At 58.3% G+C, this 11,797-nt stretch carries 9 protein-coding genes and 2 tRNA genes; 6 read left to right on the top strand and 5 right to left on the bottom strand.

Going from position 1 to position 11,797, the window contains the following annotated elements; all coding sequences use genetic code 11:
- Positions 1-7: 7 nt before the first annotated feature.
- Entirely contained in the window at positions 8-1,432 is a 1,425-nt protein-coding gene (gene sbcB, locus ES815_RS01850; RefSeq protein WP_142486346.1) for an exodeoxyribonuclease I, read from the bottom strand.
- A 204-nt stretch (positions 1,433-1,636) separates the two neighbouring features.
- Here sbcB and dacD point away from each other — a divergent pair, with 204 nt between their 5' ends.
- From dacD to ES815_RS01830, 4 genes are all read left to right on the top strand, one after another.
- Entirely contained in the window at positions 1,637-2,809 is a 1,173-nt protein-coding gene (gene dacD, locus ES815_RS01845) for a serine-type D-Ala-D-Ala carboxypeptidase DacD (protein ID WP_142486345.1), read from the top strand.
- A gap of 121 nt (positions 2,810-2,930) precedes the next feature.
- Positions 2,931-3,404, top strand: a complete 474-nt coding sequence (sbmC, locus tag ES815_RS01840) for a DNA gyrase inhibitor SbmC (protein ID WP_142486344.1) — start codon at positions 2,931-2,933, stop codon at positions 3,402-3,404.
- A gap of 102 nt (positions 3,405-3,506) precedes the next feature.
- Positions 3,507-4,565 carry an FUSC family protein gene (locus ES815_RS01835; RefSeq protein ID WP_142486343.1) on the top strand — a complete coding sequence of 353 codons (1,059 nt, stop codon included), beginning with the start codon at positions 3,507-3,509 and terminating at the stop codon, positions 4,563-4,565.
- A gap of 167 nt (positions 4,566-4,732) precedes the next feature.
- The gene (locus tag ES815_RS01830) at positions 4,733-5,068 is read left to right on the top strand and encodes a DUF496 family protein (RefSeq protein WP_103180181.1); all 336 of its coding nucleotides are present in this window, start codon (positions 4,733-4,735) and stop codon (positions 5,066-5,068) included.
- Positions 5,069-5,178: 110 nt separating this feature from the next.
- Here ES815_RS01830 and ES815_RS01825 read toward each other — a convergent pair.
- Positions 5,179-5,254 (bottom strand) — tRNA-Asn (locus tag ES815_RS01825).
- 161 nt (positions 5,255-5,415) lie between these two features.
- Between ES815_RS01825 and ES815_RS01820 the strand changes: the two genes are divergently transcribed.
- Together ES815_RS01820 and ES815_RS01815 are read left to right on the top strand one after the other, a co-directional pair.
- Positions 5,416-6,924 (top strand): EmmdR/YeeO family multidrug/toxin efflux MATE transporter, encoded by a 1,509-nt coding sequence (locus ES815_RS01820; protein ID WP_142486342.1) that lies wholly within the window; start codon positions 5,416-5,418, stop codon positions 6,922-6,924.
- Positions 6,925-7,004: 80 nt separating this feature from the next.
- Positions 7,005-7,080, top strand: a tRNA-Asn gene (locus ES815_RS01815).
- 88 nt (positions 7,081-7,168) lie between these two features.
- Here the strand turns inward: ES815_RS01815 and ES815_RS01810 are convergent.
- From ES815_RS01810 to shiA, 3 genes are all read right to left on the bottom strand, one after another.
- The gene (locus ES815_RS01810) at positions 7,169-8,935 is read right to left on the bottom strand and encodes an aminopeptidase P family protein (RefSeq protein WP_142486341.1); all 1,767 of its coding nucleotides are present in this window, start codon (positions 8,933-8,935) and stop codon (positions 7,169-7,171) included.
- 18 nt (positions 8,936-8,953) lie between these two features.
- Positions 8,954-10,408 carry an AMP nucleosidase gene (locus ES815_RS01805; protein ID WP_142486340.1) on the bottom strand — a complete coding sequence of 485 codons (1,455 nt, stop codon included), beginning with the start codon at positions 10,406-10,408 and terminating at the stop codon, positions 8,954-8,956.
- 70 nt (positions 10,409-10,478) lie between these two features.
- The gene (shiA, locus tag ES815_RS01800; protein ID WP_142486339.1) at positions 10,479-11,789 is read right to left on the bottom strand and encodes a shikimate transporter; all 1,311 of its coding nucleotides are present in this window, start codon (positions 11,787-11,789) and stop codon (positions 10,479-10,481) included.
- Positions 11,790-11,797: the final 8 nt, after the last annotated feature.

Below are 11,797 nucleotides of genomic sequence, written 5' to 3'. Positions count from 1 at the left end.
CCTGCGCTTACACAATCTCCTGCGCATACTGATACAGCGCCTTCAACAGCGCCTGCTTTTCAGCATTGCCTTCATACTCGCCGTAGAGCATCTCCAGCTCCTGGGCGTAAGCCTGCAAATACTCCGGCGTAAACACATTGCGGCGATGCTGCAACCACCGTTCCTGCTCGGCCTCATCCAGCGTGCCGGGGAAATTACGCGCCCGGTAGTTAAAGATCAGCTTGTTGATGCGCTGGTCGGCAAAGGTGATATCCAGTGCGGGCAGGTTACGGGGATCGGTCTGCAAAACGATATTCATGGCAGAGCGGTCAGCATCGCTGAAAAAGCCGTTATAGAGCTGGGCATCAACGTTCTCTGACGGGACAAACGGCTCCGCCTCGGCAAAAATCGCCACCACCTTTTCGCGCACCTGCGGGTTCTCACGCAGCCGTTTCAGGTTGTCCAGGCAGTGCTGACGGTCGATACCCAGCCGTTCGGCATCTTCCGGACGCAGGGTATTGGCGGGGGCCAATACCGGGCACTTGTTAATATGCACCAGCTTCACCGGCACGGCAGCATCGTCGCCCAGCGCCTCTTTCGGCGTGTACAGCCGCTCGCGCAGGGCGTCGCTTTCAAGCGTCAGCAGGGGGGTAATATCCCCGGCCAAATCCACCATAATCACCGCGTTGCGGTTTTCCGGGTGCCAGGCCAGCGGGGCCACCCAGCTGGTATTCCCGCGCCAGGCGCCAAACATCCCGGAGATGTGCATCAGCGGCTTCATCTGCGGCACGTCTATCAGGGTGGTGAGTTTCTGTTTACTGCGATGGCTGAGCAGGTACTCAAACAGCTTCGGCTGCCGGGTCTTCACCAGCTTCGCCATGGCGATCGTGGCGTAGACATCCGCCATCGCGTCATGGGCGTTGCTGTGTTCAATGCCGTTCGCGCGGGTCAGATGTTCCAGGCGGAAGCTGGGTAGCCCGTCTTCATTATCAGGCCAGATGATCCCCTCCGGGCGCAGGGCATAGCAGGCGCGCATCACGTCCAACAGATCCCAGCGTGAGTTCTTATTTTGCCAGCTCCAGGCATAGGGATCGTAGAAGTTGCGGTAAAAAATATGCCGGGTCACTTCGTCATCGAAGCGCACGTTGTTGTAGCCCACCACGCAGGTGTTGGGCACGGTAAACAGGTCGTGAATGCGACGGGCAAACTCCGCTTCATTCACCCCTTTCTCCCGGGCTTCCTGCGGCGTAATGCCGGTGACCATCACCGCACCGGGCTGGGGCAGATAGTCATCTGCGGGTTTGCAAAAGAACACCTCCGGCTCGCCGATGATATTGAAATCGGCATCGGTGCGGATCGCGGCAAACTGAGCAGGGCGATCCAGCGAGGGGCAGGTGCCAAAGGTTTCGTAATCGTGGAATAAAAATGTAGGCAGCGCGGCGGAGTCAGACACCAGTAATACCATCCTGTTTATGAGTGACACCACTATGGTAAACCATCCGGCCTGGCACGCCGAAGGAAAAGCGCCCTCAGCCTGCAAATTTGCGAGGCATCGTCCGGGAAAAACCTGCGTGCTGTCACATTTTTTTGCAATTATTCCAGGTATCCAGCGGAAAACTTCCGTAAAAAGGGCAACGATTTTAAATGACCTGAGGATATACCGTTGAAACGCCGTCTGTTTATTGCTGTTTCTTTACTCACTTTGAGCATTTCTTCCGCGCTGGCTGCCGATCCGATTAATTATGCGCCGCAGCCGCCAGCCATCCAGGCAGGCTCCTGGGTGCTGATGGATTATACGACGGGGCAGATTTTAACGGCGGGCAACGAACATCAGCAGCGTAATCCGGCCAGCCTGACCAAGCTCATGACCGGCTACGTGGTGGATCGCGCCATTGACAGCCATCGCATCACCCCGGACGATATGGTCACGGTTGGACAGGATGCCTGGGCCAAAGGCAATCCGGTGTTTAACGGCTCCTCGCTGATGTTCCTGAAGGCGGGCGAGCAGGTGTCGGTGCGCGATCTTAGCCGCGGTTTGATTGTCGACTCCGGCAACGACGCCTGCGTGGCGCTGGCCGATTACGTGGCGGGCGGACAGCCTCAGTTTGTCACCATGATGAACGACTACGTTAAAAAGCTGAATCTGCGCGATACCCATTTTGAAACGGTTCACGGTCTGGACGCCCCGGGCCAGCACAGCTCGGCGTACGACCTGGCGGTGCTTTCCCGTGCCATCATTCACGGTGAGCCGGCGTTTTATCACATGTATAGCGAGAAGAGCCTGACCTGGAACGGCATCACCCAGCAGAACCGTAACGGCCTGCTGTGGGATAAGTCCCTCAGCGTTGATGGCCTGAAAACCGGGCACACATCCGGTGCCGGCTTTAATCTGATCGCCTCTGCCGTGGACGGTCAGCGCCGCCTGATTGCCGTCATTATGGGGGCCGAGAGTCCAAAAGGTCGTGAGGATCAGGCGCGCAAGCTCCTGCACTGGGGACAGCAGAACTTCGATACCGTGCAGATCCTGCGTAACGGTAAGCAGGTAGGCATCGAGCGTATCTGGTACGGCGATAAAGAGCAGATTTCGCTGGGCACCGATCAGGACTTCTGGCTGGCGCTGCCGAAGGCGGAGCTGCCGAACATTAAAGCCAAATATGTGCTGGATAAAAAAGAGCTGGAAGCGCCAATTGCCGCGCATCAGCGGGTCGGGGAGATCGAGCTGTACGATCGCGATAAAGTAGTCGCCCACTGGCCGCTGGTGACCCTGGAAGGGGTGGGTAAAGGTGGGATGTTCTCACGCCTGAGCGACTATCTGCACCACAAAGCCTGACGGCAGGATGAGCAGGCTGGCGACTGTGCGAGCCTGCTCGCATAATAGACAGATCATCATTGTTAAACCGCTTTTCTCTGCATTACAGTGTATGTATATACAGTAAACAATCGGAGGCAGCATGGACTACAGCATCAAGCACCAGAATAAACGCAAAATCGCCGGTTTTCATATGGTTGGCCCCTGGGAGCAAACGGTTAAGCAGGGTTTTGAGCAGCTGGTGATGTGGGTAGACGGCAAGCATATTCAGCCGCTGGAGTGGGTGGCCGTCTACTATGATAATCCGGATGAAGTGCCCGCTGAAAAGTTACGCTGCGACACGGTGGTCACCGTGCCGGACGATTTTGTCATCCCCACCAACAGTGAAGGGGTGATCCTCACTGAAGTGGCCGAAGGCGAGTACGCGGTAGCCACCGCCCGCGTTGAGAATTATGACTTCGCCACCCCCTGGAACCTGTTTTTCGACAGCCTGCTTGAAGATGGCGATTACCAGATCGCACCGAAACCCTGCTTCGAACGTTACCTGAACGACGGTAACGCCGACGGCTACTGGGATATCGAGATGTTTATTCCGGTACAAAACCGGGTCGCGTAACGCTGCAGGTATGCTCAGTCTTCACAGGGTTTTTCTGCCGGGTGCCACCACTCCGGCAGAAAACGCAGTACAATCAGGGTTTGCCGTAATGCTGGAGAGCGTGTGCGCCCCGACAAAACTCTGACGCCTTTTGAAATTCGACTGTATCGCCATTACCGCACCGTACACGGGTGCCGTATCGCGCTGGCGTTTGTCCTTACCTTTTTACTGGTGCGTCTGCTGGACGTGCCGGAAGGGACATGGCCGCTGATTACCCTGGTGGTCATCATGGGGCCCATCTCCTTCTGGGGCAACGTGGTGCCGCGCGCGTTTGAGCGCATTGGCGGCACCATTCTGGGTTCGGCACTGGGGTTGATTGCCCTGAAGCTGGAGCTAATCTCTCTGCCGCTGATGCTGCTGTGGTGCGCGGCGGCGATGTTCCTCTGCGGCTGGCTGGCGCTGGGTAAGCGGCCCTATCAGTCGTTGCTTATCGGGATCACCCTTGCGGTGGTAATAGGCGCGCCCACCGGGGATATGCATACCGCCCTGTGGCGAAGCGGCGACGTGATCCTCGGTTCCCTGCTGGCGATGCTGTTTACCGGTATCTGGCCGCAGCGGGCGTTCCTGCACTGGCGTATCCAGATGGCGAACTATGTCACCGCCTTCAATCGGGTCTATCAGGCGGGCTTTTCCCCAAACCTGGTGGAACGTCCGCGGCTGGAAAAACATCTGCAATCCATCCTCAACGACGTGGTCAAAATGCGCGGACTGATTACTCCTGCCAGCAAAGAAACCCATATCCAGAAATCCATTTTCGAAGCTATCCAGACCGTCAGCCGCAACCTGGTCTGCATGCTGGAGCTGCAAATCAACGCCCACTGGGCCTCCCGGGCCAGCCATTTTGTGATGCTGAATGCCCGGACCTTAAAAGAGACGCAGCAGATGACGCAGCAGACGCTGCTCACCATCGCTCATGCGCTCTACGAAGGTAATCCGCAGCCGATTCTGGCCAATACCGAGCGGCTGAACGAAATCGTTGCCGAGCTGCGCCAGCTGATCAAGGATCAGTCCAGTGAAAACGTGGCGGAAACGCCCATTCACGGCTATGTATGGTTGAGCATGGAGCTTGCGCGTCAGCTGGAACTGTTGTCACATCTTATCTGCCGGGCATTGCGCAAATAAAAAGCGGCTATGCGTGGTTGTGTTGCCTGCTGCTTCGATTCAGCAGAAATTGAGGTTATGATAGGGACAAAGGAAAAATTATTGTCATCAGCAATCGCTGTCAGTAAGGTTAACGGCATCGCGGTTGTTTAAACGAATCCGAATCTCACATTATCAGGGGTGTAAAAATGGAAACTACCAAGCCTTCTTTCCAGGATGTTCTGGAATTCGTCCGCCTGTTCCGCCGCAAGAACAAACTGCAACGTGAAATCCAGGACGTTGAGAAAAAGATCCGTGACAACCAGAAGCGTGTTCTGCTGCTGGACAACCTGAGCGATTACATCAAACCAGGCATGAGCGTTGAAGCTATCCAGGGCATTATCGCCAGCATGAAAAGCGACTACGAAGATCGCGTAGACGACTACATCATCAAAAATGCTGAGATCTCTAAAGAGCGTCGTGAAATCTCGAAAAAGCTGAAAGTCATGGGCGAGATGAAGCACGCTGAAGCCAAAGGCGAATAAGCGTCGCTGAACAAACTAAGCCCTCCGACCTGTCGGGGGGCTTTTTTTTGTCCGCGGTTTGCCGAACCCGGAAAAGCAAAAAGCCTGCTCGAAAGCAGGCTTCTTAAATGTGGCTCCTCTGACTGGACTCGAACCAGTGACATACGGATTAACAGTCCGCCGTTCTACCGACTGAACTACAGAGGAATCGTTGTGGAGCGTTATCTTAGCGGCGAAAAAACTTTTGTCAAACCTGATCTTACCTGATTTCGATCAACTGCTGATTCCGTCGTCAGTTTGACGTAATTACCAACATATTTTTGTGGGAAATACTTTGCAGGATCTGCATTTCTCCCTCATCATTTGAAATGGAGTTTCAACTTTTCTCGCTAAGGTCCATTTTGAACGTCACCTCCGCTTTACGCCAGGCCGTGATGCGCACGCCCTGGTATACCAAACGTAAGAGCTACAAGGTTCTCTTCTGGCGCGAAATCACCCCCCTTGCCGTGCCTATCTTCCTGGAAAACACCTGTGTCCTGCTGATGGGGGTGCTTAGCACCTTCCTTGTCAGCTGGCTCGGCAAAGAGGCGATGGCGGGGGTTGGGCTGGCCGACAGCTTTAACATGGTGATCATTTCATTCTTTGCGGCGATCGATCTCGGAACCACGGTGGTGGTGGCCTTTAGCCTGGGGAAACGCGATCCACGACGGGCGAGGGCTGCTGCCAGGCAGTCGCTGGTGATCATGACCCTGTTCTCCATTGTGCTGGCGGCGGTGATCCACTATTTCGGTGAAGAGATCATCAACGTGGTGGCTGGCGAGGCCACCGGCGAGGTGAAAGCGCTGGCGCTGTCGTATCTCGAGATGACGGTGTTGAGCTATCCGGCCGCGGCAATTGCGCTGATTGGCAGCGGGGCACTGCGCGGAGCGGGGAACACCAAAATTCCGCTGCTGATTAACGGCGGGATGAACATCCTGAACATTATCATCAGCAGCGTGCTGATTTACGGCCTCTTCTCCTGGGACGGGCTCGGCTTTGTCGGGGCGGGTCTGGGGCTGACAATCTCGCGCTATATCGGTGCCATCGCCATCATCGTAGTGCTGGCGGTCGGTTTTAACCCGTCGCTGCGCATCAGCATTAAGAGCTATTTCAAACCGCTCAACTTCGCCATTATCTGGGAAGTGATGGGCATCGGCGTGCCTGCCAGCATTGAATCTGTGCTGTTTAACGGCGGCAAACTGCTGACCCAGATGTTCGTAGCAGGAATGGGTACCGACGTGATTGCCGGTAACTTTATCGCCTTCTCCATCGCGGCACTGATCAACCTGCCGGGCAACGCCCTCGGCTCGGCCTCCACCATTATCACCGGTAAACGGCTCGGTAAAGGCCAGATCGGCCAGGCGGAGCGTCAGCTGCGCCACGTCTTCTGGCTCTCGACCATCGGCCTGACCGCCATTGCGTGGGGAACCGCGCCGTTCGCCAGCCTGATGGCCTCGTTCTACACCCATGAGCAGGACGTTAAGGATGTGGTAGTGATCCTCATCTGGCTGAACGCCGCCTTTATGCCGATCTGGGCCGCCTCGTGGGTATTGCCTGCCGGGCTGAAAGGGGCGCGCGATGCCCGCTTTGCGATGTGGGTCTCGATGCTTGGGATGTGGGGCTGCCGCGTTGTGGCGGGTTACACCCTGGGGATCATGCTGGGGATGGGCGTCGTCGGGGTCTGGCTGGGGATGTTCCTCGACTGGGCGGTACGCGGAGCGCTGTTCTACTGGCGAATGGTCAGCGGCCGCTGGCTGAAGAAATACCCACGACCGCAGCGTGACAATGTGGCGGTTGTAGCCTCAAAACGGGTAGCAAATGCGCAAAGTGGGGAATAAATCGGCAAACGATGCAAAATCTGCATTCTGCCTTTGACAACGCCAGGTGGCATCGCTAATATTCGCCCCGTTCACACGATTCCTCTGTAGTTCAGTCGGTAGAACGGCGGACTGTTAATCCGTATGTCACTGGTTCGAGTCCAGTCAGAGGAGCCATATTTAAGAAGCCCGCTTAAGGAAACTTAAGCGGGCTTCTTGCTTTTGCAGGTTCGCCCTCACCCGGTGGGTGAGGGCGTCAGCCAGACTACCTCTGTACCGGTGCCGTCGCCGCAACCAGCCACGGTAGCGCATCGCTGTTAACGTGCGGCGAGAGCGTCTCGCGTACCTGCTGGTGATACGCATCCAGCCACTGGATCTCTTTTTCGCTCAGCAGATGCAGCTCCACCTGGCTCAGGTCAATCGGCGCCAGCGTCAGGGACGCGAAGCGGCAGAAGCCCGGCAGGCTCTCCACAATCTCCACCTGATTTTCAATGCGGATCCCATACGCATCGGCCAGATAATAGCCCGGCTCGATGGTGATGATATTGCCTGCCACCAGCGGCCACGGATTGACCTTCTTCGCAATACGCTGTGGATTCTCATGGATCAGCAGCTGATGGCCTACGCCGTGTCCGGTGCCATGATCAAAATCGAGCCCCAGCTCCCACAGCCCACGCCGTGCGAACGCATCTATCTGATGTCCGCAGGTCCCGGACGGGAACTGCAGGGAGATGAGCGATAAAAAGCCTTTCAGCACCGCGGTGTAGTGCAGACGACACTGGGCGCTCAGCGGGCCGAAGGCCAGCGTACGCGTGGCATCGGTGGTGCCGTTATGGTACTGGCCGCCGGAATCGTTCAGATAAAAGTGGTCGCGGGTAATGGCGGCATTGGTCTGCTCGCTGGAGTGGTAATGACACATCGCCGCATTGCTGGCCGAGGCGGAAATGGTGGCAAAACTCTGCTCGATAAAGCCTGGTCTCTGCTGGCGGAATGCCAGCTGCTGGGCCTGCGCTTCCAGCTCCGTAAGGGGATTGCCCGCGGCTTCACGGCGGGGCACCTCGTGCGCCAGCCAGGCCAGGAAGTTGACCCACGCCACGCCGTCCTGCTGATGGCTGTCGCGGTAGCCCGCCAGCTCGGTCGGGTTTTTATGGGCTTTCATAGCGGTGATCGGGTCGGCGTGCCAGACGATCTCCCCCTTCGGCTCAACGGCAAAGCGCAGGGCGACAGGCGCTGAATCGGCGTCCACCATCACGCGTTTCCCCGCACACAGCAGCTGGCTGCACGGCAGAAAATCGGCTTCAGGAGCCAGCACCAGGCTCTCCAGCAGCGATGCTGACAGACCCTGAGTTTTCCCCGGGATGACAAACCACTCCACCGCGCCCTCGCGGCTCAGCAGGGCAAACGAGTTAGGCACCGGACTGGTCGGAATATCGCTGCCGCGCACGTTCAGCAGCCAGGCAATGTTGTCCGGCTGGGTGATGGCCAGATAATCAGCATTCTGCCCGGCGAGAATGGCGGCGACGCGCTGGCGCTTGTCAGCGCTGCTCTCGCCGCTGATTTCCACCGGCATCTCGCGGATCGCGCCGACGGGCGGGGCCGGGCGATCCTGCCACAAACTGTCGAACGGCGAATCATTCAGGGCAATCAATTCGCAATGGCTGGCGTTCAGCGCCTCATACTGGGCATTGGTCATCAGCAGCGCTTCAAAGGCAATACGGGAGCCTGCTTCAACATGTCGATCCAGCCACTCCGCGAGCGGATCGTTGTGCAGATGCAGGATCTCAATCTTAGCCAGATCCACCTGTTCGCGGGCCTGTACCTGATAGCGTCCATCGACAAACAGCAGGGCGCGATCGCGCAGGATCAGGGCGTGGCCCGCCGAGCCGTCAAAGCCGGTCAGCCAGGCGAGAACATCGTCATGCGGGTGGCAATATTCGCTCTGAAAGGCATCGGTACGCGGAACGATAATGCCATCCAGCGCCTGGGTTTCCAGCCACTGGCGCAGGGCAGAGAGCGGGGATGTGGTTTGCATAACTTTCCTTTTTTATGATTAGCGGAACGGCGGCTCGTTGAAGGTACGCAGTTTGCGCGAGTGCAACCTATCGCCTTCGGCACGCAGCAGGTCGATGGCGCGAATGCCAATCTGCAGATGCTCAGAGATCGCCCCCTCGTAAAAACGGTTCGCCTGGCCGGGGAGTTTAATTTCACCGTGCAGCGGCTTATCAGAGACGCACAGCAGGGTGCCGTAAGGCACACGGAAGCGGTAGCCCTGGGCGGCGATGGTGGCGCTCTCCATGTCGATAGCCACCGCGCGACTTAAGTTAAAGCGTAGCGCCGAGGCCGAGTAGCGCAGCTCCCAGTTCCGGTCGTCGGTCGTGACCACCGTTCCGGTGCGCAGTCGCTGCTTAACTTCTTCGCCCGGCATGCCGCTCACCTCTTTGGTGGCGTCGTACAGCGCCCGCTGCACTTCAGCAATGCTCGGGATCGGAATGTCCGGCGGCAGCACCGCATCCAGGACGTGGTCGTCACGCAGGTAGGCGTGGGCCAGCACGTAATCGCCAATCAGCTGGCTTTCACGCAGCCCGCCGCAGTGGCCAATCATCAGCCAGACGTCCGGGCGCAGCACCGCGAGATGATCGCAGATGGTTTTGGCGTTCGAGGGGCCAACGCCGATGTTGATCAGGGTAATGCCCTGACCATCGGCGGTCACCAGGTGCCAGGCCGGCATCTGATGCTTCTTCCACGCCAGGTCGGAGATGGCCTGCTCCGGGGCTTCGGTTTCAGCGGTGATCCAGATCCCACCCGCGCAGGAGAGGGCGATGTACGGGCTGTCAGGATCGAGGATCTGGCTGCAACCCCAGCGCACAAACTCATCCACATAGCGGGTGTAGTTGGTGAACAGCACGAACGGCTGGAAATGTTCCGCCGGGGTGCCGGTGTAGTGACGCAGGCGCGCCAGGGAAAAATCGACGCGGCGGGCGTCAAAGTGCGAAAGCGGGGAAAACTCCGCCGGATGGTAGATCCCGTCGGCGGTCTCATCCCCGATCTGCGACAGCTCGGTGGTCGGGAAGTGGCGCGTCAGGCCCGCGCTCATGGAGCGGTCCAGCGTCAGCTCTGAGCCGTCGATAACATACGGATAGGGGATCTCATGGCGCGACGGCTCCACGGTGATATGGGCGCCGTAATCCTGATACAGCAGCGTCAGCTGCTCTTCCAGATACGGGCGAAACAGCGTCGGGCGGGTAATGGTGGTGGAGTAGCATCCCGCGTGGGTGAATCGCGCATAGGCGCGGGTCTTCGGCGTATTGGTGGCGCTACCATCCCAGGTCACTGAAAGCGATGGATAAACAAAGAGGCCATTGATTCTGGCCTCTGCATCGGGGAGCGTTCCGTCTTTAATATAGTCGCTGATGGCGCTGCGCAGGGCGTTGACCGCCTGGTCGTACAGCGCATCCAGCGTTTCCAGTGCCTGAGTCGGGGTCAGGCTGGAGCCCTTATTATTCATCTCTGTCTCCTTGTTCCACAGGTGTACGGCTTTCACCGATAGTATGTCACCTGGATGTGAAACTAAAGTATCAGGATGAAGCCTGTTTCATCAGCAGGGCCGTGGCGGCAGAGAGCAGACAACCGGCCAGCAGATAGATCGCCACGCTGTGCCAGTCGCCGCCGGAGAAGGTCACCAGCGCGGCGGCGATAAATGGCGTAAACCCGCCGCCCACCACGCTTGCTACCTGATAGCCAACGCCCGCGCCGCTGTAGCGGTAGCTCGCGCCAAACATCTCGGTGAACATCGGCTGCTGGACGCAGACCACCATGTCATGGGCGATATTCGCCAGCAGGATAGCGAATACCACAATCCAGACTATCGACTGGGCTTCGAGCGCCATAAAGAACGGGAAAGTGCTCAGGGCGCCGGTGAGCGCACCGGTGATATAGACCCGGCGGCGGCCAAAGCGGTCCGCCAGCCAGGCGAAACAGGGGATGGTCAGGCAGCTGATACCGCCCACCAGCAGACCAATATTGAGGAACAGCTCGCGGGGCAGGCCGAGATTCTGGGTGGAGTAGCTCAGGGCAAAGGCCGTGACGATGTACATGGTCAGCAACTCGCACAGGCGCAGGGCGATGATTTTTAAAAAGGCGCCCGGATGGCGGATCAACGCGTCCATCACCGGCAGGCGGCGCTTCTCAGCGGGCTGCTGACGCTGCTGCTCGAATTCGGCGGACTCGTCCATCCCCTTACGCACCCATAAAGCACCCAGCACCAGCACGATGCTGAACAGGAACGGGATCCGCCAGCCCCAGCTCAGGAACTGCTCGTCGGTGGTGAGCGTGCTGATCAGCGACACCAGCCCGGTGGAGAGCAGCAGGCCAACGCCATATCCCACCTGCACGCCGCTACTGTAGAACGCTTTTTTTCGTGCCGGGGCGCTTTCCACCGACAGCAGCGCTGCGCCGCCCCATTCGCCGCCGACGGCGAAGCCCTGAACGGCGCGCAGGGTGACCAGCAGAACCGGTGCCCACCAGCCAATCGTAGCAAAGGAGGGCAGGATACCAATCAGCGCGGTGGCGATGCCCATCATCCACACCGTCAGCATCAGCATCCGTTTGCGCCCCAGCTTGTCGCCAAAATGGCCAAAGATCACCCCGCCGAGCGGGCGGAACAGAAAGCCGACGCCAAAGGTGGCAAAGGCAGCGAGCGTACCCATTGCCGGGCTAATCTGCGGGAAAAATTCGCGGTTAAAGACCAGCGCGGCGGTAATGCCGTACAGCAGAAAATCGTACCAGTCGACTACCGCACCGGCAAAACTGCCGAGGGCCGCGCGGCGCGCACGATTTAGCGATGGTGTTGCCCCGTCGGGGGACGAGGATGCGAGGGTGGTGTCCATAGTGGTCC

This window comes from Leclercia adecarboxylata (genome assembly GCF_006874705.1).
Classification (GTDB): Bacteria; Pseudomonadota; Gammaproteobacteria; order Enterobacterales; family Enterobacteriaceae; genus Enterobacter; species Enterobacter adecarboxylatus_C.
The sequence above is the reverse complement of the archived record's forward strand: the minus strand, read 5'-3'. Positions and strand labels throughout refer to the sequence as shown.